20 protein-coding genes are annotated in these 22,526 nt (G+C 35.9%); 17 read left to right on the top strand and 3 right to left on the bottom strand.

The features are described 5' to 3' along the window. Positions 1-228: 228 nt before the first annotated feature. The 5 genes from ACLIBH_RS11375 to spo0A all read left to right on the top strand — a co-directional run bounded on the left by ACLIBH_RS11375 (position 229) and on the right by spo0A (position 5,702). Positions 229-1,059 carry a TlyA family RNA methyltransferase gene (locus tag ACLIBH_RS11375; protein ID WP_439316822.1) on the top strand — a complete coding sequence of 277 codons (831 nt, stop codon included), beginning with the start codon at positions 229-231 and terminating at the stop codon, positions 1,057-1,059. Between the two features lie 26 nt (positions 1,060-1,085). Beyond that, on the top strand, positions 1,086-1,535 hold the full coding sequence (gene ahrC / locus ACLIBH_RS11370) for a transcriptional regulator AhrC/ArgR (RefSeq protein WP_439316821.1): 450 nt from the start codon (positions 1,086-1,088) through the stop codon (positions 1,533-1,535). A 28-nt stretch (positions 1,536-1,563) separates the two neighbouring features. After that, entirely contained in the window at positions 1,564-3,288 is a 1,725-nt protein-coding gene (gene recN, locus ACLIBH_RS11365; RefSeq protein ID WP_439316820.1) for a DNA repair protein RecN, read from the top strand. 147 nt (positions 3,289-3,435) lie between these two features. Further along, complete coding sequence (gene spoIVB / locus ACLIBH_RS11360; RefSeq protein WP_439316819.1) at positions 3,436-4,710, top strand: SpoIVB peptidase; 1,275 nt, start codon at positions 3,436-3,438, stop codon at positions 4,708-4,710. 260 nt (positions 4,711-4,970) lie between these two features. Further along, positions 4,971-5,702: a sporulation transcription factor Spo0A gene (spo0A, locus tag ACLIBH_RS11355; protein ID WP_439316824.1), complete on the top strand. Its 732-nt coding sequence runs from the start codon at positions 4,971-4,973 to the stop codon at positions 5,700-5,702. A 224-nt stretch (positions 5,703-5,926) separates the two neighbouring features. On the opposite strand, the gene ACLIBH_RS11350 is transcribed toward spo0A, so the two are convergent. Together ACLIBH_RS11350 and ACLIBH_RS11345 are read right to left on the bottom strand one after the other, a co-directional pair. After that, entirely contained in the window at positions 5,927-7,297 is a 1,371-nt protein-coding gene (locus ACLIBH_RS11350; RefSeq protein WP_439316818.1) for an aspartate kinase, read from the bottom strand. Between the two features lie 134 nt (positions 7,298-7,431). Beyond that, the gene (locus ACLIBH_RS11345; protein WP_439316817.1) at positions 7,432-7,680 is read right to left on the bottom strand and encodes a DUF2627 domain-containing protein; all 249 of its coding nucleotides are present in this window, start codon (positions 7,678-7,680) and stop codon (positions 7,432-7,434) included. A gap of 516 nt (positions 7,681-8,196) precedes the next feature. Between ACLIBH_RS11345 and ACLIBH_RS11340 the strand changes: the two genes are divergently transcribed. The 9 genes from ACLIBH_RS11340 (at position 8,197) to ACLIBH_RS11300 (ending at position 19,017) form a co-directional block, all read left to right on the top strand. Then, positions 8,197-10,278, top strand: coding sequence for a sigma 54-interacting transcriptional regulator (locus ACLIBH_RS11340; protein ID WP_439316816.1), 2,082 nt, complete (start codon positions 8,197-8,199; stop codon positions 10,276-10,278). A gap of 154 nt (positions 10,279-10,432) precedes the next feature. After that, positions 10,433-11,530 (top strand): Leu/Phe/Val dehydrogenase, encoded by a 1,098-nt coding sequence (locus ACLIBH_RS11335; protein ID WP_439316815.1) that lies wholly within the window; start codon positions 10,433-10,435, stop codon positions 11,528-11,530. A 26-nt stretch (positions 11,531-11,556) separates the two neighbouring features. After that, positions 11,557-12,654: a butyrate kinase gene (gene buk, locus ACLIBH_RS11330; RefSeq protein WP_439316814.1), complete on the top strand. Its 1,098-nt coding sequence runs from the start codon at positions 11,557-11,559 to the stop codon at positions 12,652-12,654. Between the two features lie 5 nt (positions 12,655-12,659). Then, positions 12,660-14,090 (top strand): dihydrolipoyl dehydrogenase, encoded by a 1,431-nt coding sequence (gene lpdA, locus ACLIBH_RS11325; protein WP_439316813.1) that lies wholly within the window; start codon positions 12,660-12,662, stop codon positions 14,088-14,090. A 13-nt stretch (positions 14,091-14,103) separates the two neighbouring features. After that, complete coding sequence (locus tag ACLIBH_RS11320; RefSeq protein WP_439316812.1) at positions 14,104-15,096, top strand: thiamine pyrophosphate-dependent dehydrogenase E1 component subunit alpha; 993 nt, start codon at positions 14,104-14,106, stop codon at positions 15,094-15,096. A 12-nt stretch (positions 15,097-15,108) separates the two neighbouring features. Beyond that, entirely contained in the window at positions 15,109-16,092 is a 984-nt protein-coding gene (locus tag ACLIBH_RS11315; RefSeq protein WP_439316811.1) for an alpha-ketoacid dehydrogenase subunit beta, read from the top strand. Between the two features lie 18 nt (positions 16,093-16,110). Continuing rightward, the gene (locus tag ACLIBH_RS11310) at positions 16,111-17,367 is read left to right on the top strand and encodes a dihydrolipoamide acetyltransferase family protein (protein WP_439316810.1); all 1,257 of its coding nucleotides are present in this window, start codon (positions 16,111-16,113) and stop codon (positions 17,365-17,367) included. A gap of 135 nt (positions 17,368-17,502) precedes the next feature. Further along, positions 17,503-17,934: a BrxA/BrxB family bacilliredoxin gene (locus ACLIBH_RS11305; RefSeq protein WP_439316809.1), complete on the top strand. Its 432-nt coding sequence runs from the start codon at positions 17,503-17,505 to the stop codon at positions 17,932-17,934. 99 nt (positions 17,935-18,033) lie between these two features. Beyond that, a complete protein-coding gene (locus ACLIBH_RS11300) occupies positions 18,034-19,017 on the top strand; it encodes an aromatic acid exporter family protein (RefSeq protein ID WP_439316808.1) in 984 nt (327 codons plus the stop codon). Positions 19,018-19,381: 364 nt separating this feature from the next. Here ACLIBH_RS11300 and prli42 read toward each other — a convergent pair whose 3' ends face one another. After that, entirely contained in the window at positions 19,382-19,519 is a 138-nt protein-coding gene (gene prli42, locus ACLIBH_RS11295; RefSeq protein WP_439316807.1) for a stressosome-associated protein Prli42, read from the bottom strand. A gap of 126 nt (positions 19,520-19,645) precedes the next feature. Here prli42 and mce point away from each other — a divergent pair, with 126 nt between their 5' ends. The 3 genes from mce (at position 19,646) to ACLIBH_RS11280 (ending at position 22,504) form a co-directional block, all read left to right on the top strand. Beyond that, entirely contained in the window at positions 19,646-20,062 is a 417-nt protein-coding gene (gene mce, locus ACLIBH_RS11290; protein ID WP_439316806.1) for a methylmalonyl-CoA epimerase, read from the top strand. Between the two features lie 47 nt (positions 20,063-20,109). Continuing rightward, entirely contained in the window at positions 20,110-21,252 is a 1,143-nt protein-coding gene (locus tag ACLIBH_RS11285) for a M20/M25/M40 family metallo-hydrolase (RefSeq protein ID WP_439316805.1), read from the top strand. 79 nt (positions 21,253-21,331) lie between these two features. Continuing rightward, the gene (locus ACLIBH_RS11280) at positions 21,332-22,504 is read left to right on the top strand and encodes a DNA polymerase IV (RefSeq protein ID WP_439316804.1); all 1,173 of its coding nucleotides are present in this window, start codon (positions 21,332-21,334) and stop codon (positions 22,502-22,504) included. The last annotated feature ends 22 nt before the right edge of the window (positions 22,505-22,526 follow it).

Genomic DNA, 22,526 nt, shown 5'->3' with positions numbered 1-22,526 from the left:
CTAAATAGCACTCACTTATTTATTGCGATTTCTTTTGTATGTAGATTGTACGTTTTGAATAATAAATTACGCAACTAATGGACAAAATTTTGATAGCAACAAAAAGAAATATATCTTTACCATTTCTTCGAATACTACCCTCAATATACACACGTTATATACCTGTTGCTTTAAGTTTGTCAGCATATACGTATAGACGATAACAGACTAATAAAAAGGATAATTGATATGGAAAAAGAACGACTTGATGTACTTTTAGTGAAGAGAAATTTAATTGACACACGAGAGAAAGCAAAACGTGTTATAATGGCAGGTCAAGTATATTCTGAAAATCATCTATTGGACAAGCCAGGAATGAAAGTGAAGGTCGATATCCCACTTACAGTAAAAGGAAAACTTCTTCCTTATGTTGGGCGGGGCGGTTTGAAATTAGAAAAAGCATTGCATTATTTTCAAGTAGATGTAAAGGATAAAATAATGGTAGATGTCGGCTCCTCCACTGGAGGGTTTACAGATTGTGCCCTTCAAAATGGTGTATCTCTATGTTACGCCATCGATGTCGGATATAATCAGCTTGATTGGAAATTAAGAAGTGATAAACGTGTCGTTGTAATGGAACGAACAAACTTTCGCTATGCTACAATAGATATGTTCCAACAAGGACAACCAAACTTAGCTACAATTGATGTCTCGTTTATTTCCTTGACGTTAATTTTACCCGTTTTAAAGCAGATTCTTACAAATAATAGTGATATAATTGCTTTAATAAAGCCTCAATTCGAAACAAAAAGAGAGCTGGTTGGAAAAAAAGGAATTGTTCGTGATAAAAAAATCCATGCCGATGTATTAAATAAGATTATTACCTTTTCAATTGACGAAAACTATTCGTTACATGATTTAACGTATTCACCCATAACTGGCGGAGATGGTAATATTGAATACCTTGCACATTTCGGGTGGAATAAAGCTGATCATAAGGGAACGAAAAATAATGAAATTGAAAAGCTTATAGACGAAACTATTAATAGTGCCCATCTGGAATTTAACAGTAAAATGTGAATTTACCATCCTGCTGGAGGTATGAAATGAGTAAAATTAAACGACACATTAAAATACGTGAATTAATTACAGAAAATGATATTGAGACACAAGATGAATTAGTCGATCAACTAAAAGTACTTGGCTACAATGTAACACAAGCTACAATTTCAAGAGATATTAAGGAGCTTCATCTAGTCAAAGTGCCTTCGATTAATGGTAAATATAAATATAGCTTACCCGCAGATCAACGCTTTAATCCTTTAGAAAAGCTAAAAAGATTAATAATGGATGCATTTGTAAAAATTGATCATACAAGCCTGTTTATTGTATTAAGGACTTTGCCCGGAAATGCCCATGCAATAGGAGTATTGATTGACAACTTAGATTGGTCGGAAATTATGGGGACAATTTGTGGGGATGATACGTGCTTAATTATTTGTCGAACCGAATCAGATGCTGAAGCAATTCAAGAGCGTCTAATAAATATGCTTTAACATGCGAACGGATGAGGTGAATCGAAAAATGTTAACGGAATTATCCATTAAAGATTTTGCGATAATAGACCAGATTTCAATTACATTTCGTGATGGGCTCACCGTTTTAACTGGAGAAACAGGTGCTGGTAAATCAATCATAATTGATGCAGTGCAGTTGTTGGCTGGTGAACGCGGCTCTGTTCATTTCGTAAGACATGGCGCAAAACAAGCAGAAATCCAAGGGTTATTTACGATTGACGATGAAAAACATTCAATTTTCGCCTTAATTGATGCATACGGATTAGATATTGAAGATGGAATGCTTGTCATCCATCGTACTATAACAGACACCGGTAAAAGTATTTGCCGAGTTAATGGGAAACTGGTAACATTGACAATTTTAAAGCAACTAGGCAATACGCTAATCGATATTCATGGACAACACGAAACGCAGTCATTGATGGATCAGTCAAATCATATCCAACTCCTTGATATGTACGCACAAAAATCGATACAGCCCATTAAAGAAGAGTATTTAATTATTTATGAAGCGTTAGTAAAAGCAAGGAAGGAATACAAACGTTTAAGTGAAAATGAGCAAGAAATGGCACATAGATTAGATCTTTTACAGTTCCAAGCTAAAGAAATTGAGGAAGCAGAATTACAGGACTCAGAAGATATTGAGTTAGAAAAAAAACGTACTTATTTTGTTAATTTCGAAAAAATATTTCTTGGTGTTCAGGATGCCTATAATGCATTGTATGGGGAACGAAAAGGGTTAGAATGGTTGCATAAAGCTAAGATGGCGCTAGACGATAATAAATCGTTTGATCCATTTATTGCTGAAAAAGCAGAAAAATTAAACGATCATTATTATTTAATTGAGGAACTAAGTGCTGAGCTGCGTAATTTTAAAGATTCTCTGCAATACGATCCATATCAATTAGATGGTATTGAGAGTAGATTAAATGATATAAATCGTTTAAAAAAGAAATATGGGAGTACTGTGGATGAAATAGTACATTATCAGTTAAAAATAAATAAAGAAATTGAACAAATACAAAATAAAGATTTACATCTAAACAAGCTAACCGATACGATAGCAGCGTTAACGAAAAAAGCCCTACATAAAGGAAAGCAGTTACACGAATTACGGAAGCTTGCAGCACAAAAATTGGAACAAAGTATTCATGTAGAATTAAAACAATTGTATCTAGAAAATGCATTGTTTTCAATTTCCTTTAAAAATAATAAAGAAGCAGCCACTGAGTCAGACTTACATCAAAATGGAATCGATGTTGTGAAATTTTTAATTTCAACAAATTCTGGTGAACCGCTTAAACCGTTACATAAGGTTGCTTCTGGTGGAGAACTATCCCGAATTATGCTCGCATTAAAAGGTCTATTTGCTCGCCATCAAGGGATAACGAGTGTCATTTTTGATGAAGTAGATACCGGAGTAAGCGGTCGCGTTGCACAAGCAATCGCTGAAAAAATTTATGAAACATCTATATCATCCCAAGTTCTGTGCATTACGCATTTGCCTCAAGTTGCAGCTATGGCTGACTTTCATAAACTAATTAAAAAAGAAACAGTTCATAACCGCACTGCTACGTACGTAAATGAATTAACAACAAAAGAAAAAGCAGAAGAAATAAGTCGTATGATAACTGGAAGAGAGCTGACAGATACTGCCACCGATCATGCTCAAGAGATGTTGTTATTAGCAAATCAATTTAAAACAAACAAAAAAGAAAAAGCCAATATTTAAATAAATGGCTTTTTCTTTTTTGTATTACAGGAAATGATTCACAGTATTTCTTTTTTTTCACCAGTTTAAAAAACACCGTATTAGGTCAAATTAGTCATACAGATAAAAATTAAAAGGTATGGGTTAGGAACGAGGAGAGTGAGCGGATTGAAGTATGAAATAACGAGAAGGTTAATTGGTGTTCTGCTCCTTACGGTTTTATTGGCTGTTCCTTTTACAACCCCTTTGAATGAATATCTTTCGATTCCAAAAGAAGTAATTGTATTTCACAATCAGTCTCCCCTTGAAGTACCAGAACTGAACAACGTTCAAGTAGCTTTGAAAGACGAAACCATTAAAGCAATTGATTCATCTTTTTATACAAAAGCACCTGGAAATGCAGAACTTTTATATGAGGTATCTGGAGTACCTATAAAAAAAGTTAATGTGTCGATTTTAGATGATATTAAAGTTATTCCAGGAGGTCAATCAATCGGAGTGCAGTTGCATACGAAAGGTGTACTAGTTGTTGGACATCATTTAGTAAGTGGAAAAGAAGGCACATCATCGCCAGGGGAGGATGCTCAAATACGTGTAGGTGATGTGATTTTGGAAATAAACGGAAAGCCCATTAAAAAGATGGAGGAAGTTAGACCTTATGTGGAGGCAGCTGGCAAAGATAATAAATCAATGGAGTTAAAAATTAAAAGAGGGAATGAATTTGTCAATGCAACACTTAAGCCTGTTAAGGATAATAAGGATAGCACCTACCAAATTGGATTGTATATTAGGGACTCTGCTGCAGGAATTGGAACGGTTTCTTTTTACGACCCAGAAACAAAAAAATATGGAGCTTTAGGGCATGTGATTTCGGATATGGATACAAAAAAACCGATTGATATTCATGAGGGGACTATTGTAAAGTCCAATGTTACTTCAATTGAAAAAGGGAATAACGGTATCCCTGGTGAAAAACAAGCACAATTTTCAGTTGATCGAAACAAATTAGGATCAATTACAAAAAATAGCCCCTTCGGTATTTTTGGAAAGCTAAACAAATCCATATATAACGGAAAATATGATGAACCAATGCCGATTTCATTATCTAAGGATGTAAAAGAAGGGCCTGGTAAAATATTAACCGTTATTGAAGGAGAACAGGTTGAAGAGTTTGATATTGAAATTGTAAGCAGTATACCACAAAAGTTTCCAGCTACAAAAGGCATGGTTATTAAAATCACAGATCAAGAATTATTGAAAAAAACAGGCGGAATTGTACAAGGTATGAGTGGAAGTCCTATTATTCAAGATGGGAAAGTAATCGGAGCAGTGACTCACGTGTTTGTTAATGATCCTACATCGGGATACGGTGTGCATATTGAATGGATGTTACAAGAAGCTGGTATTGATATTTACAACAGGGAAAAAACAAAAGCAAGTTAACAACGAACTTGTTAAGGTGAAAAACATCTTAACAAGTTCTGTTTTTTATAAAAATGGCAGGTGAAGTAGAAAAAGCAAATAAAATGTAGAAAAACAAAGCAAATAAAAGAGATTGAATTTTTTCATTTTTTAAAAGGAAAATAATAAATCATGTCGAATAGTTATTGCTAAGAGGAAATTTGCACCAATTTAAAGGAGGAGAACAGGTTTTGGACAGAATATCAGTATGCTTAATTGATGATAACAAAGAACTTGTACAAATGATGGAAGACTATTTTGATGAACAAGAAGATATTGAAGTAATTGGAACTGCGTATAATGGAAGAGATTGTTTGGAATTGCTCGAAGAATTGGAGCCGGATATTTTAATATTGGATATAATTATGCCACATATTGATGGGTTGGCAGTGTTGAATTCATTAAAAGAGTCAGACAGAGACAAATATCCAAGTGTTATAATGCTTACTGCTTTTGGGCAAGAAGAAGTGATGAAAAAGGCAGTAGATATCGGGGCCTCATATTTTATTTTAAAACCTTTTGATATGGATAATCTGGCAGACCAAGTGAGACAAGTATATGGGAGTGCAACTCCTGCTTCAAGAAATAGTTTAAAAACACCTAAAAAGCTTAAAAGCAAAAAAGATTTAGAAGCAAATATTACAAGCATTATTCATGAAATTGGTGTACCAGCACATATAAAGGGCTATATGTACTTACGTGAAGCGATTACGATGGTATACAATGACATAGAACTATTAGGATCGATAACGAAAATACTTTACCCAGAAATTGCTAAAAAGTTTAATACAACTGCATCTAGAGTTGAGCGAGCGATACGTCATGCGATTGAAGTCGCTTGGAGCAGGGGGAATATAGATTCAATTTCCGACTTGTTTGGTTATACGGTGAGTATTTCTAAAGCAAAGCCAACGAATTCAGAATTTATTGCGATGGTAGCGGATCGGTTAAGATTGGAATACAAAGCCGGTTAAAAGTTAAAAAGCCGAGGACAAAAAACTTATCATTTTGAATTGAATAATTGCTCCGGAAAGTGAATGTACATCGCTTTTGCACGCATCGGGTAGTCACTTAGAACTAATACTCTCCTAAGATCTTACCGATACTCTCTATTTGCAAGAAAATGAGTCAACGTATATTTCCGGAGCTAATCTAATTCATTATTTTATTAGTCGCTTAGCAACTTTGTAATGCGCCATTATAGTGTTTTTGCTTTATCTTCCACAAAAAACGCATCATATAAAGATTGAATCGCTCGTTTCAGCCCTTCAGCTTGGATTCCAAACATCATAGAAACTTCCGACGAGCCTTGGTTAATCATTTCGATATTTACTAGTGCTTCTCCTAATGCAGTCGTTGCCTTTTGCGCAAGACCAATTGTTTCTTTCATACCTTCCCCAACAATTGCAATCATTGCTAAATCATGATGAATGGAGACGGTGTCTGCTTTAAGTTCTGTTTTTATACGGTTTAAAATTATATCCTCTTTCTCTTTTGAGAGTTGTGTATCACGAATAATTACTGTCATATCATCAATACCAGAAGGAGCATGCTCGAATGAGACGCCTTCTTCCTCCATAATTTGAAACAGCTTTCTTCCAAATCCAATCTCCCGGTTCATTAAATATTTACTAACGTAAATGCTTGTAAAACCTGTATCACTTGCGATTCCAACAACGCAATTGTAGCTCGGTGTTTTCTCTGCAACGATCATTGTACCTGGGGCGTCTGGGTTGTTCGTATTTTTAATACATACTGGAATACCTTCATTAAATGCAGGAATGAGAGCTTCGTCATGAAAAACAGAAAATCCAGAGTAAGATAGCTCACGCATTTCGCGGTAAGTTAATGTCTTAATTTCCTTAGGGTTATCAACGAAGGTTGGGTTTACCGTAAATACAGAATCAACATCTGTAAAGTTTTCATACAACGAAGCTTTCACACCTGCAGCAACGATTGACCCCGTAATATCTGATCCACCTCTGGAAAAAGTGGCTAAATTACCGCTTTTTGTAAATCCGAAAAATCCAGGAATAACTAAGACGCCTGATTTCTTGCGCAGATCATACAGTTTCGTAAAGCTTTCTGGTAAAATTTGGGCGCCAGCAGGATCAGTACGAACGATTATTCCTGCTTCTTTTGGATTAATATATTGTGCTGTGATTCCTAAAGATTGTAAATAGAAGCTTAAAAATTTAGCTGAGCTATCTTCTCCTATAGCTTTAAAAGAATCCATCAACTCTTCATCAGACAAATTACTTGCTAGCAATTTATTAATATCTGTTTTTATATCGTGTAAAATGGTGTCAGAAATATCTAATTCATAAACAATCTCAGAAAAACGATCCATTACCGGCTCAATGTACGATTGTATCTTTTTATCTTTTCGTATTGCAGCTTTCCCTAATTCAATGAGTAAATCTGTGACTTTAACGTCATTTTTATTTCTTTTACCAGGCGCAGATACGACGATTATTTTTCGTTCAGAATCCGCTTCAATAATTGCTCCAACTTTTTTTAACTGTGCCGCATTGGCAACGGAGCTACCACCGAATTTTACAACTTTCATAATTTTCAAATCCTCCAATTGGTTTGACAATTTACTTTTAGAATAAATCATACCACAAAATAACTAAAAAAGTTAGGTGTATTTTAAACAAAATGACTAAAAAACACTAACATTTTAATAAAAAAAAGATGGTTTTATCCATCTTTACTCGTTGTGCTTTTTTGATTTTTAACTTGCTGCTTTTTACGATCACGATGCAAAATAAAACCACCAATAAAACCTAAGCCACAGGCAAATAATACAAAGCCGATAAAAAATTGCAAGCCTAGATGTAAGAAAATTGGGTATAAGTCATCGAACAGAGCATCTCGCATTAATTTTATCCCGTAAGCTCCGATTATTCCCGGAACGAAAAGTACAATAACTGCAATAATTCGAGCCATTTGCTTTCCCCTTTATATACTGATTTAAATGTATTATAGCAAATCAATGCATGAAGAAAAATATTAAGCGTTCTTTACTAAAATTAATGGTCCGTTTTATTCGAAATTACCAATGAATAATAAGAAGAGGGCATGTAAAAAGCCCCCATATATTGTGTCTTTTACATATTTGTGCAAATTGTTATTAGTATGCGTCAAATATTTTTGGGAATCGTAAGAACAGTTTAATGCAATTCACTTTATTAGGAGAGTGTTATTCCTTCTTGTAATGCTTATTACTTATCTTAACGAATGGAATATACGAAAAAAAGCATTGCCTAGACAGCGTATATCTTTCATTATCGATGGACGCAGCGTCGTAAACATTAGAATAATCTTTTGAAAGGAGTTTTTTCCGCGACAAACTGTTCATCATAAATACGTGACTCAATCTTGTTATTAAGTGATTCTTGCTATCGTTTGCATTTTCACGTATGATTAACGAAAGAAATGCGCAAAAAATTGCAGGGTGATTTAATGTTAAACGTATTATTCATAAGTGCCAACAATAACGATGAGTCGCTTTTACGCTATTTGTGCGCACGAAACGAAATAAATATCGTCGCAATTATAAGCCTAGAAAAAGGATCAGACTTGCATTCAATTTCTTCTACGTACTCCATACCTATTAGTATGGATTGGAAGAAGTGGTTGGAAAAAGATATTGATCTAATTATTAATACGGTTGAAGATGAGGCTTTCATAAAGGAATTAAAGTTAACAAAAAATAAAAGGACAAATATCTTACCAACTTTCATTGTAGAAGCACTTACATATGATAATGTAAGACCAAAAGAGCAAACATTACTCGATCAATTGTCATTACAAAAAAAGAATGAGGAATTAATACTGAATAATATTCATGATGGCATGATCGTAACAAACGAAGTTGGAAAGGTCATATTCATTAACAATCGTGCAGAAATTATTACGGGGTTAACAAAAGAGCGAACGATCGGTAAAAATATTGAAGTATTAATAAAAAATACTCGAATACCACAAGTATTACAAAGTCGTCGGAAAGAATTGAACCAAAAGCTTAGGCTAGAAAATGGGAGAATAATCGTTTCAACACGAATACCAATTATTAATAGGAATGATTATTTAGTTGGTGCATTTGCATTATTTAAAGATATTACAGAAGTCGTCAAGCTCGCTGAAGAAAATACAGATTTAAAAGAAGTGAAAATGATGCTAGAAGCAACGATCCAATCATCAGATGAAGCGATAAGTGTCGTTGATGAGAGTGGTCGTGGAATTTTAATAAACCCCGCTTACACACGTATAACTGGTCTAAAAGAAACCGACGTAATCGGTAAGCCGGCAACTGCAGATATTTCTGAAGGTGAAAGCATGCATTTGAAAGTATTGCAAACACGAAGAGCTGTCCGTGGAGCTAAGATGAAGGTCGGACCTAATAAAAAGGAAGTTGTTGTAAATGTAGCACCTATTATCGTCAGTGGAAAGCTAAAGGGTAGTGTTGGTGTCATTCATGACGTATCAGAAATTCGATCACTAACAAAAGAATTAGAAAGAGCACGACAAATCATAAGGAATTTAGAAGCGAGGTACACACTCGAAGATATTATTGGATCATCACCAGAAATTAAATTAGCAATTGAACAAGCAAAAGTTGGAGCGAAAACGCCTGCGATTGTACTTTTACGTGGCGAGTCTGGTACTGGGAAAGAATTATTTGCGCATGCTATTCATAATGAAAGCGACCGAAAACACCACAAATTTATCCGTGTTAATTGTGCAGCAATAGCTGAATCTGTATTAGAAAGTGAACTCTTCGGGTATGAAGAAGGTGCGTTTACAGGAGCGAAGTCCGGTGGTAAAAAAGGGCTGTTTGAAGCGGCAAATAAAGGGAGTGTTTTTCTTGATGAAGTTGGTGAACTATCTTTAAATATGCAATCTAAGCTGCTTCGGGTTTTACAAGAAAATGAAATAGTACGAGTAGGTGGAACAACACCAATTTCATTAGATGTACGTATAATTGCTGCAACGAATGTAAACCTAGAAAAAGCAATTATGAATGAATCATTTAGGGAAGACTTATATTATCGTTTAAATAGATTGCCTGTTACAATTCCTTCCTTAAGGGAACGGCTATCGGACTTGCCTGAGCTGACCAATCACATAATTGAGAAAATAAACCGTGAATATGGCAGGAACGTTCGTACAATATCTAATAAAGCATTACTATATTTACAGAGCTATCATTGGCCGGGTAACATACGTGAATTAGAAAATGTTATTGGTAGAGCAATGATTTATATGGATATGTCTGAAGAAACGATTTTAAGAAGTCATCTTCCACAATTAAAATCGGAAGGTATAATTAACAGTACAGATGATAACGTAATTGATCCGTCCATAGTTAATAATTCTACCCTTCAAGAAGCTGTAGAGGCATATGAGAAAATATATATTCAAGAAATATACAAAAAAAATAATTTTAATAAAACAAAAACAGCAAAACAGCTCCAAATATCCATTCGAAATTTATATTACAAAATTGAAAAGTATAATATTGACAACGTTAGCATGCAATAAATTGCATCAACTGCAAGTTATTGCAGATGATGCACAACTATTTAAAGAAAGAACCGCAAAAAAAGGTTTGGCACATTTATTGCATGTACATTTTATAACTATTATGTACATTTAATTAATCGTCTATTACATAAAAAGCATGGAGGTTTTTAATATGGAATTGTTTTCCTATATGGCAGAGGATGACTACGAACAGGTTGTAATATGTCAAGATAAAAGCTCTGGACTTAAAGCAATTATTGCAATTCATGACACTACACTTGGACCAGCTCTTGGTGGTACTAGGATGTGGACGTATAATTCAGAAATTGATGCAATTGAGGATGCATTAAGACTAGCAAAAGGGATGACTTATAAAAATGCTGCTGCTGGCTTAAACTTAGGTGGCGGAAAAGCGGTTATTGTTGGTGATCCTCGCCAAGATAAAAATGAGGCAATGTTTCGTGCGTTTGGAAGATATATTCAAAGTCTAAATGGACGATATATAACGGCAGAGGATGTCGGAACGACTGAACAAGATATGGATCTAATTCATTTGGAAACTAATTTTGTAACCGGTACATCTTCTGTTGCCGGCACATCAGGAGACCCTTCACCCGTTACCGCTTATGGAATTTATCTCGGCATGAAAGCAGCTGCAAGTGTTGCATTTGGTAAGGAAAGCCTAAACGGTAAGACAGTAGCTGTACAAGGTGTTGGACATGTCGCCTATACATTGTGTGAATATTTGCATGAAGAAGGTGCTCAACTCATTGTAACAGATATTAACAAAGAGGCTGTAAATAGAGCAGTAAAATCATTTAATGCACAAGCTGTAGATCCGAATGACATTTATGATGTTAATTGTGATATATATTCACCGTGTGCTTTAGGTGCAACTATTAATGATGAAACAATTCCAAGAATAAATGCAAAAGTTATCGCTGGTTCTGCAAATAATCAGTTAAAGGAAAATCGTCACGGCGATATTATTCATGAAAAGGGTATCGTTTATGCTCCGGACTATGTTATTAATGCTGGGGGCGTGATTAATATAGCTGATGAGTTAAATGGTGCATATAACCAGGCACGAGCAATGAAAAAAGTAGAAACAATTTTTGAAAACTTAACGAAAGTATTTGACATAGCAAATCGTGACAATATACCTACTTATATTGCAGCAGATCGGATGGCAGAAGAAAGAATAAATGCTGTAAAAAACGCAAGAAAACAATTTTTATTATCTGAAAAAAGTGTATTGAACAACAAATAATTCATCCGGCTGGGGGATTAATCGTTTTGTCTATTATTTATCGAACACTAGTCATAAATCCTAGTGAATGCGTTACGAAAATAGCTGTTTTTGACAATGAAATCTGTATTTTTGAACGTTCAATTAAACATGCAGCACACGATTTAAAACTATGCAACACAGTAAATGCACAAGTTGAATTTCGTAGGAAGCGTATACTTAATCATATGGATTATGAAGGGATCAACGTTTCCAAAATAAATGCTATTAGTGCTCGAGGTGGCCTGCTTAGACCAATTGAAGGTGGAACATATTTAGTAAATGAAGAAATGATCTCAGATTTAAAAAAGGGCTATAACGGCAATCACCCTTCTAACTTAGGAGCTCTTATTGCTAAGAAATTAGCTGATGACTTAAATATAGATGCCTATATCGTAGATCCTGTTGTTGTAGATGAGCTTGCGGATGTTGCGAGATTTTCTGGTATCCCAAAATTGCAGCGTAAAAGCATCTTTCATGCATTAAATCATAAAGCAGCTGCAAGACAAGCCGCTAATGAACTAAATAAAGAGTATGAACATATTAATCTAATTGTTGCTCATATGGCACTCGGTATTACCGTCGGTGCACATCATAAAGGTAGAGTTGTTGATGTTAATAACGGCCTTGATGGCGAAGGACCATTTACCCCATTGCGAGCAGGAACAGTACCAGTAGGTGAACTAATAAAACTATGCTTCACAGAACAATACACATATGAGGAATTGCTTGACAAAGTAATCAATGGTTCCGGTCTAAAGGCTTACTTAAATATGCTAGCTATTGAGGATATTGAAAAAAGCATTATTAATGGGAATGATGAAGCAAAAAAAGTGTATGAAGCAATGGCCTATCAAATTTGTAAGGAAATAGGCTCAATGAGTACTGTTTTATCGGGGGCTGTAGACGGAATTGTTTTAACAGGAGAGCTTGCGAACGGGAAGTTACTCGTTCAAATGATATCAGAGCGAGTCAATTGGATTGCTGATGTTTTTGTATTTCCAGGTGCAGACGAGTTGCAAGCATTAAATGAAGGTACGTTACGTGTGTTAAGAGAAAAAGAGCAAGTTAAAATATATCCTATGAAACGCATTATAAAGGAGTAATAAATATGTCAAAAGAGTATGATCTCGTTGTCTTAGGTGGAGGCCCAGGTGGATATGCAGCCGCTATTCGGGCAGCACAACTAGATTTACAAGTAGCTATTGTAGAAAAAGATAAGTTAGGTGGTACATGTTTGCATTATGGCTGTATTCCATCCAAGTCATTATTGCGTAGTGCCGAAGTATTTCAACAAACGAAAAAAGCAAGCGACTTTGGAATTGAAGGAACTGAAAATGTTACATTAAACTATGAGAAAATACAGCTTCGAAAAAATAAAACGATCGAATCGCTTCATTCCGGTATAAAAGCTTTAATGAAAAAAGGAAAAATAGATGTATTTAATGGCACAGGAAGAATACTAGGGCCTAGCATTTTTTCACCTTTACCTGGCACTATTTCTATAGAGTATGCAGATGGAAACGAAAACACGATGCTCGTACCGAAAAACATAATTATTGCTACAGGTTCCAAACCTAAAACAATTCCTGGCTTGCCAATTGACGGGGAGCATGTATTGGATTCTAGTAATATCCTTAACTTAACTGAGTTACCAACTTCTATCGTTATTATTGGAGCAGGGGTCATTGGTATTGAATGGGCTTCGATGCTTGCAGATTTTGGTGTATCTGTAACAGTTGTGGAATATGCTCCACAAATATTGCCGAGCGAGGACAAAGCAGTTGCAAATAAATTGGAACAGGAATTGCAAAAAAAGGGGATCACATTCATAAAAAACGTACAGATCAAGCCCGATACGTTATCTATAAACAAAGAAATTGCAATTGAGTATTACGATGGGTCAAATAATAGCAACAAAACCTTACATACAGAAAAAATTTTAATGGCTGTAGGCAGAGAAGCGAACACGTTAAATATTGGATTGGAAAATACAGATATCATCGTGAATAACGGAGCAATTGAAACAAATGAATTTTATCAAACGAAGGAATCTCACATTTATGCCATTGGTGATTGTATTGGCGGTATGCAGCTTGCACATGTTGCAACTCATGAAGGGCTTATAGCTGTTGAGCATATGGCTGAACAAAGTCCACTTCCAATTAAATATAACCATGTCCCACGGTGTATTTATTCCTCTCCTGAAGTAGCAAGTGTCGGTTTAACAGAAGAGCAAGCACGAGCTGAAGGGATCAATGTAAAAGTTGGTCAATTTCCATTTCAAGCTAATGGGAAAGCGTTAGTTTATGGGGAAACAGTAGGATTTGTTAAAATAATAGCAGACGAAAAAACAAAAGATCTTGTCGGTGTTCATATGGTCGGTCCTCATGTGACTAATATGATATCTGAAGCAGGTTTAGCCATGGTTTTAGATGCTACTCCATGGGAAATTACACAGTCTATCCATCCACACCCGAGCTTATCTGAAGTTATTGGGGAAGCGGCGCTTGCAGTGGATGGCATACAAATTCATGGGTAAGGAGAGATTGTACATGAAGAAAAATCGTCATGAAGCACTTGGCTTAACGGATGATCAAGCATTAGAAATATATAGAACAATGCTGTTAGCTCGCAAAATTGATGAAAGAATGTGGCTTTTAAATCGAGCTGGTAAACTACCATTTGTCGTTTCTTGCCAAGGACAAGAAGCAGCGCAAGTAGGAGCAGCATTTGCTTTAAATCGAGATGCAGACTATATCGCACCATACTATCGAGATATGGGGATGGTACTTTCCTTTGGTATGACTGCAAAAGATCTTATGTTATCCGGATTTGCGAAAGGGGAAGATCCAAACTCTGGTGGGAGGCAAATGCCAGGGCACTTTGGACAGAAAAAAAATAGAATCCTAACAGGTTCATCTCCAGTGACAACGCAATTGCCACATGCAGTAGGTATAGCATTAGCTGCTAAAATGGAAAAAAATCCAATTGTTGCATTAACCTCTCTAGGAGAAGGGTCTACAAACCAAGGTGATTTTCACGAAGGCTTAAATTTTGCCGGAGTACACAAATTACCTGTAATTACACTCGTAGAAAATAACAAATATGCAATTTCTGTACCAATACATAAGCAAATGGCATGTGAAAAGGTGTCTGATCGAGCAAAAGGCTACGGAATGCCTGGATACACAATTGACGGAAATGACCCATTAATGGTTTATAAGACGGTTAAAGATGCAAGAGAACGAGCAGTAAATGGTGACGGACCAACTTTAATTGAAGCAATTACAGAACGCTTAACCGCTCATTCAAGTGACGACGATCATTTGTTTTATCGAGAAAAGAGTGAGTTAGAGGAAGCAAAACAAAAAGATTGCATTCATTTATATGCGAAATATTTAAAAGAAATAAACTTGTTAACTAAATCGTTAGAAGATCAAATTCATTCGGAATTAAACGCAATCGTAAATGAGGCTACTGACTACGCAGAATCTGCACCATTTGCAAAGACAGACTCTGTTCTAAAACATGTTTATGAAGAGTAAGGAGGGAAAACATTGGCTAATATGACGTATATTAATGCAATAACTGCGGCATTAGATGAAGAAATGAAGCGTGATAAAAACGTTTTCATATTAGGGGAAGATGTTGGTAAAAAAGGAGGAGTCTTTAAAGCAACTGAAGGTCTCTTTGATAAATACGGGGAAGAAAGAGTGCTTGACACCCCATTAGCAGAATCTGCAATAGCGGGTATCGGAATTGGTGCTTCGATGTACGGATTGCGTCCAGTTGCTGAAATGCAGTTCGCAGATTTTATTTTACCCGCTGTAAATCAGATTATTTCGGAAGCGGCTAAAATACGTTACCGTTCTAATAATGATTGGAGTTGTCCAATAACGATACGAGCTCCATACGGTGGAGGAGTAAGTGGTGGACTATACCACTCACAATCCGTAGAGGCTATTTTCGCTAATCAACCAGGTTTAAAAATAGTAATGCCTTCGAGTCCGTATGATGCAAAAGGTTTATTAAAGGCAGCAATTCGAGATAATGATCCCGTACTGTTTTTTGAACATAAGCGCGCATACCGTTTGCTCAAGGAAGAAGTTCCTGAAGAGGATTATGTTTTGCCATTAGGTAAAGCACATATTAAACGGGAAGGAACCGATATTACAATCATTACGTACGGTCTATGCGTTCATTTTGCAATGCAAGCAGCAGAGTTATTGGCAAAAGAAGGAATTGAACTACATATATTAGACTTACGTACCGTCTACCCATTGGATCAGCAAGCAATTATTGAGTCAGCAGCCAAAACGGGAAAAGTCCTCTTAATAACAGAAGATAATAAAGAAGGCAGTATTATTGGAGAAGTTGCTGCAATTATCGCTGAAAATTGTTTATTTGACCTTGATGCACCAATAAAAAGACTTGCAGGTCCAGATGTTCCAGCAATGCCTTATGCTGTACCATTGGAAAAGCAATTTCTTATTAATACAGACAAAGTAATAGAAGCTGCTCGTTCATTAGCAGAGTTTTAATTTTGGAGGTGAATATAAGTGCCAATTGAAAAAATAACAATGCCTCAATTAGGCGAAAGTGTTACAGAAGGAACCGTTAATACATGGCTTGTTAAAGAAGGGGACTATGTTAACAAATATGACCCGATTGCGGATATAATGACGGATAAGGTAAATGCTGAAGTACCCTCATCTTATTCAGGCACAATAAAAGAAATTATTGCTAAAGAAGGAGAGACAATCGAAGTCGGGTCACTCATGTGTTATATAAATACAACGTCTGACTCAGAGGAAGACTTGGATTCTAGTAATAAAAGTGAAACAACAAATCATACTGAAGATAAATTGTCTTCGAGTAATATTGCCCCAAATAAAGCGGACAAATCAATGAAAAAGAGATATTCACCAGCTGTACTCAAAATCGCTCAAGAACATGATATTGATTTACTTCAGATTGAAGGTACAGGAAGAGATGGAAGAATCACACGTAAAGATGTAGAAAAACTGATTACACAAGGTAACGGTAACTTAGCGAAAAGCGAACATAACCAAGTGAACGACTATAAGAGCACAACAGCTACAACGTCTAAAACAGCAGGAGATTTAGAAATACCAATTAGTGGTGTGCGAAGAGCTATAGCCGAAAATATGGTTCGATCCAAACAGGAAATACCGCATGCTTGGATGACAGTAGAGGTCGATGTAACAGACTTAGTAAAGTATCGTAACAAAATAAAGAAATCCTTTAAAGAGAGTGAAGGCTATAACATTACTTACTTTTCATTTTTCGCACATGCGGTTGCAAATGCATTAAAAGAGTTTCCACAGCTGAATAGCGTTTGGGCTGGAGACAAAATTATCCAAAAGAAAGATGTAAACATGTCGATTGCTGTGGCGAAGGATGATGAGTTGTTTGTTCCTGTCATAAAGAATGCGGATGAAAAAAGCATTAAAGGAATTGCAAAACAAATTCATGATTTAGCTGAATTGGCACGTACAAATAAATTACAAGCGAAACATATGCAAGGTGGTACGTTTACTTTAAATAATACAGGCTCATTTGGATCTATTCATTCAATGGGTATTATAAATTACCCACAAGCAGCAATATTACAAGTAGAATCAATCGTAAAGCGACCGGTTATTATAAACGAGATGTTTGCAGCTCGTGATATGGTTAATTTATCCCTGTCCATCGACCATCGCGTTTTAGATGGCTTAATATGTGGGCGCTTTTTAGCTCGAGTGAAACAATTACTTGAAAACATAAATGAATCTACAGCTACTATTTATTAAGAGGCGATTAAAATAAGTGAGCTTGCTCTGTTCTGTTAAAAAGGTTGCGAGCGATAAATTGAATTATCTCTTTAAAGTTGATAAACTTAAACGAGAATTACAATAGGAATTCAAAATATGAGGGGTTGAAACGAATTGGATTTTGATATGTTTATGCGAGATGTAGTTGATGTCGCACGAAAAGATATGCGGGAAGCAGGTTATGAGGAAGTGACAAACCCTCAAGATGTAGATCATGCGTTAACGAGAAAAGGTACTACATTAGTAATGATAAACTCAATTTGTGGATGTGCTGGAGGTGTAGCTCGTCCTGCTGCAGCAAATGCGATTCACTATGATAAACGCCCTGATCATCTAGTTACAGTATTTGCTGGTCAAGATAAAGAAGCAACTGAAAAAGCCCGCACGTATTTTGAAGGGTATCCACCTTCATCTCCTTCGTTTGCTTTTCTAAAAGACGGTAAAATTGTTACTATGATTGAAAGGCATGATATTGAAGGCTTTACTGCAATGGATGTCGTTGGCAAGCTTCAAACAATATTTGATGAGCATTGTGAAGAAATCTAATTAAAGGGAACAAATAATGAGACTGGCTCACGTATACGGGGGCAGTCTCATTTTCATAGTAACACAAACGAAAAGCAAAAAATAAGGGAGATTATGAATGTGAAAATTGGCTATCGAACCATTAAAACAGCAATAGGGACACCGATTGCTATTTCGATTGCACAATTGTTGGGAGTTAGTAACTTCGTATCGGCCGGTATATTAACAATACTATGTATCCAGCCGTCACGTAAACGCTCTGTATTGAGTGCGTGGGACCGTTTTTTAGCTTGTATATTAGCGATACTATTTTCAATCGTATTTTTTGAATTACTTGGCTATTCTCCGTTAGTTGTAGGAATTATGCTTGCGGTCTTTATTCCGATAACAGTATATTTGAAAATAGCCCAAGGAATTACAACGAGTACAGTAATTATTTTAAACTTATATAGCGCAGGATCAATACCTATCCCCTTTATATTTGATCAATTTCTTTTAATTTTAATTGGCATCGGAACAGGCTTACTCGTAAATTTATATATGCCTAGTTTAGACAAAAAGCTTAAAAGCAAACAGAAAGCTCTTGAAAAAAACTTTCAGGTCATACTACATGAAATAGCGCTGTATATTAAGGAAGACAATATGACTTGGGATGGAAAAGAATTAACAACTACTGAAGAACTGCTCGACGAAGCGGCAGATATTGTAGAAGTTGATCGAGAGAATCATTTACTGCGTAGTAAACACCCATACTACGATTACTTTAAAATGCGTGCGAAGCAATTTGAATTATTACAGCAAATGCTTCCGTTAGTAACCCGTTTGCCAAAAAAGGATGCAATATCCGAACAGATTGCTGCATTTTTTGAAGAACTATCACAGTCTGTACATCCAGGTAATACGGCGATTATTTACTTAGAAGAATTAAAAGCGCTTCGCATTGCCTTTCATGAAAAAGAACTTCCAAAGACAAAAGAGGAGTTTGAAACGAGAGCAAGCCTTTATCAATTGTTGCATGAGATAGAAGAATACTTGCTTATAAAGAAAAAGTTCAAAAAAAGCGATGTTGATAAAAAGAGCAAAAGAGAAATAAATACAAATTAACGTTTGGAATAACGTTTAAGATTCGAATTGGTTCATTAATACGAGTACGTTCGGGAATTAAATTCTGCTAAACAACGTTAACAAACACGTGTATGCATACAGCATCCGGATGCATGTACGTTTCTGTGGATATGCTTTGAAAGTGCTCACTATTCCGTTAGTGTATCGGAATAAAAACAGAAAACAATGTATCCGGATGAGATTTGATGTATAATACTCGTCCAAACGACGAAATAATGCCATTTTAGTAGCAAAAGTGCGTGCATCATAAATTTATTTCCTAAATTAAAAGGGTGTTGGGATTTTACTTTCGTGTCATTAAACTAGTATATTAATGGGATTGTATGCATAAATGAGTTACGAACTACAATAATGCTAAGCCACTTAAACCTGCGGTGAACAAGGATAAAATCATGGCAATTACCATTAAATATATAATTAACTTTAACCGACGTTCGCGTTTTGACTTTCTACGTGGGCTTGATTGGTTTTTTTTACTCATCAGATCGGCCTCCTTTATCAACATTGCTATATGTATTTTAGCGTTTAATTGAAATATGAACAAGTCTTATTTGTAAATGTCTTAAGTGATTAGCCGTAATTTTATTAACCGTAGAGAAGGAGAAATATGAAACAACCAAAAAAAATCGCACATATAGGAATAGCCGTTAAACGAATTAAAGATGCGCTTCCATTGTATACCGATCATCTTCGGTTGCCTTTAGAAAAAACAGAAATAATTAAATCACAGAATGTAAAAGTAGCTTTTTTAAAAATCGGAGATACTCGAATTGAACTGTTGGAGCCGCTTCATTCGAATTCATTAATTAGTACTTTTATAGAAAAAAGGGGAGAAGGAATCCACCATATAGCATTTGAAGTTGATAATATTGCTGAACGGATTCAACAGTTGAAGCAAAGTGGTGTAAAACTAGTTGATGATAAGGTGAACAAAGGTGCTAATAATAGCAAAGTAGCTTTTCTCCACCCACATGCTACGAATGGTGTCCTTGTTGAACTTTGTCAATCAAAAGAAAGTGAGTAAATACAAAGAATATCAACTGTATAGATTGATATAAAGGAGTGCTCAGAATGTCCAAGCTTATAGAAATAAATGAAGCCCGTTTAGTAAACGAATTTATGGAATTAGTTCAAATTGATTCAGAAACAAAAAATGAAGAAGCGATCGCAACTGTATTAAAAGAGAAGTTTCGTACATTAGGTCTAGACGTAATCGAAGACAATAGTAAACCAAAAACCGGTCATGGAGCTGGTAATTTAATTTGCAATTTAATAGGAAACGACGAAAAAATTGAACCTATACTTTTTACTGCACATATGGACACAGTTAGCCCCGGTAAAAGCATTAAACCATTTATAAAAAATGGATATATACAAACAGACGGCACCACGATTTTAGGAGCTGACGATAAAGCAGGGATTACATCACTTCTTGAAATGATTCGTGTCCTCAAGGAAAATAATATATCACACGGTAATATTCAGATCATTATTACTGTTGGTGAAGAATCTGGTTTAATAGGTGCAAAAAATATTGATACGTCACTTATTAGCGCAACATACGGTTACGCTTTAGATAGCGACGGAGCTGTAGGTACTATTATTGTTGCTGCACCTACACAAGCAAAGATACTAGCTAAAGTAGAAGGAAAAGCAGCGCATGCTGGTGTCGCCCCTGAAAAAGGAGTATCCGCTATCACTGTAGCAGCAAAAGCTATTGCACGCATGCCGCTTGGACGTATCGATGAAGAAACAACTGCAAATATTGGGTACTTTAAAGGTGGTCAACAGACAAACATAGTATGTGACTATGTAGAAATTCTTGCCGAAGCTCGTTCATTAAATCGTGTTAAACTAGACAAACAAGTACGTAAAATGAAGCAAGCATTAGAACAAACAGCTAGTAAACACGGAGGCAATGCTACCGTATCAAGTGAAATAATGTATCCAGGCTTTAACCTACAAGAAGACGATGTCGTTATAACGACTGCACAGCGAGCCGCAAAAGCAATCGGATTAGAAAGCGAGTTATCAAGTAGCGGAGGCGGTAGTGACGCAAATATACTTTCAAGTTACGGCATACCAACAGCAAACTTAGCTGTAGGCTACGAGGCAATACATACCACAAATGAGCGAATTGCCATTGAAAGCTTAGTGAAATTAACTGAATTAACAACTCGCATCGTAAAAGAAGCAACAAACATATACAAATAGAAAAAGCTTTACAATTTATTATTTCATGACGATTCATTTTTGATATGATAAGGCACTTGTGTAAATAGGGAGGTGCGACATGAATCAATCAGCTAAACGACGTATTATATTTCATATTGATATGAATTGTTTTTATGCCTCCGTAGAGAGAGTATTTGATCCAAAGCTTAAAAATAAGCCGATCGCCATTGCAGGTAATCCACAAGAAAGGAAAGGAATTATTATAACGAGTAGCTATGAGGCAAGGTCTAAGGGCGTTAAAACAACGATGCCGATTTGGGAAGCTAGAAAACGATGTCCTGAATTAATCATATTGCGCCCAAACTTCGACCGGTATCGTGCGTCCTCTGAACAGTTATTTAGTTTACTCCATGACGTAACACCATATGTCCAGCCCGTTTCAATCGATGAGGCATACATGGATATTACGGATATCGGTAAGGACCCGCTATTGACCGCAAGGCAGCTACAACGCTATTTGCTGAATAAGCTCGGTCTGCCGTGTAGTATCGGCATCGGACCGAACAAGTTTTTAGCAAAAATGGCTTCGGATATGAAAAAGCCGTTAGGAATTACCGTTCTACGAATACGCGAACTCCCACAAAAAATGTGGCCATTTCCAATTGAAAAAATGTATGGTATTGGGAATAAAACTGCTTCAAAGCTAAAGCAAATTAATATTAATACGATCGGAGAGCTTGCTAAAGCCGATGTGTATCAGCTGACACAATTGCTTGGCGTAAATGGGGAACGGTTGAAAAATCGAGCAAATGGGATTGATCCGCGTCCAGTTGATCCAGAAGCAATTCATGCGTTTAAAAGCATTGGTTCCTCGTATACATTACCGTATGATACGACCGATCAAATTGAAATAGATAAGCTTCTGAACGAATTAGCAACAAAAGTCGAAAAGAGACTGGTAAAGAAAGAAGCGGTAGGACGTACCGTACAACTGATGATCCGCTACAGTGACAGAAAAACGATAACAAGAAGTAAAAAGCTAAGTGAATTCATTCATACACAATCAGATATCCTTTATATCGCTAGGGAGCTATTTACACAGCACTGGAACTTAGAGCCAATTCGATTGCTTGGAATTACGATCCAAGATGTTGCAAATAAGAATACAACAGCGCAGCAGCTCGATTTATTCTCATTTGAAAAAGAAATTGAACGTGATAAGCTTCATACTGCAATAAATAAGCTGACTAAAAAATACGGTGACGATCTATTTATGCCGTTTAAAAAATAACAGTACTCCTACTCCTGATCCT

This window comes from Virgibacillus sp. W0430, from assembly GCF_051846935.1.
GTDB lineage: Bacteria > Bacillota > Bacilli > Bacillales > Amphibacillaceae > JBPYCR01.
The sequence above is the reverse complement of the archived record's forward strand: the minus strand, read 5'-3'. Positions and strand labels throughout refer to the sequence as shown.

Coding starts and splice junctions, on each gene's coding strand:
- ACLIBH_RS11375 (WP_439316822.1), top strand. CDS start 229: ATGGAAAAAGAACGACTTGATGTACTTTTAGTGAAGAGAAATTTAATT.
- ahrC (WP_439316821.1), top strand. CDS start 1,086: ATGAGTAAAATTAAACGACACATTAAAATACGTGAATTAATTACAGAA.
- recN (WP_439316820.1), top strand. CDS start 1,564: ATGTTAACGGAATTATCCATTAAAGATTTTGCGATAATAGACCAGATT.
- spo0A (WP_439316824.1), top strand. CDS start 4,971: ATGATGGAAGACTATTTTGATGAACAAGAAGATATTGAAGTAATTGGA.
- ACLIBH_RS11350 (WP_439316818.1), bottom strand. CDS start 7,297: ATGAAAGTTGTAAAATTCGGTGGTAGCTCCGTTGCCAATGCGGCACAG.
- ACLIBH_RS11345 (WP_439316817.1), bottom strand. CDS start 7,680: ATGGCTCGAATTATTGCAGTTATTGTACTTTTCGTTCCGGGAATAATC.
- ACLIBH_RS11340 (WP_439316816.1), top strand. CDS start 8,197: ATGTTAAACGTATTATTCATAAGTGCCAACAATAACGATGAGTCGCTT.
- ACLIBH_RS11335 (WP_439316815.1), top strand. CDS start 10,433: ATGGAATTGTTTTCCTATATGGCAGAGGATGACTACGAACAGGTTGTA.
- lpdA (WP_439316813.1), top strand. CDS start 12,660: ATGTCAAAAGAGTATGATCTCGTTGTCTTAGGTGGAGGCCCAGGTGGA.
- ACLIBH_RS11320 (WP_439316812.1), top strand. CDS start 14,104: ATGAAGAAAAATCGTCATGAAGCACTTGGCTTAACGGATGATCAAGCA.
- prli42 (WP_439316807.1), bottom strand. CDS start 19,519: ATGAGTAAAAAAAACCAATCAAGCCCACGTAGAAAGTCAAAACGCGAA.
- mce (WP_439316806.1), top strand. CDS start 19,646: ATGAAACAACCAAAAAAAATCGCACATATAGGAATAGCCGTTAAACGA.
- ACLIBH_RS11285 (WP_439316805.1), top strand. CDS start 20,110: ATGTCCAAGCTTATAGAAATAAATGAAGCCCGTTTAGTAAACGAATTT.
- ACLIBH_RS11280 (WP_439316804.1), top strand. CDS start 21,332: ATGAATCAATCAGCTAAACGACGTATTATATTTCATATTGATATGAAT.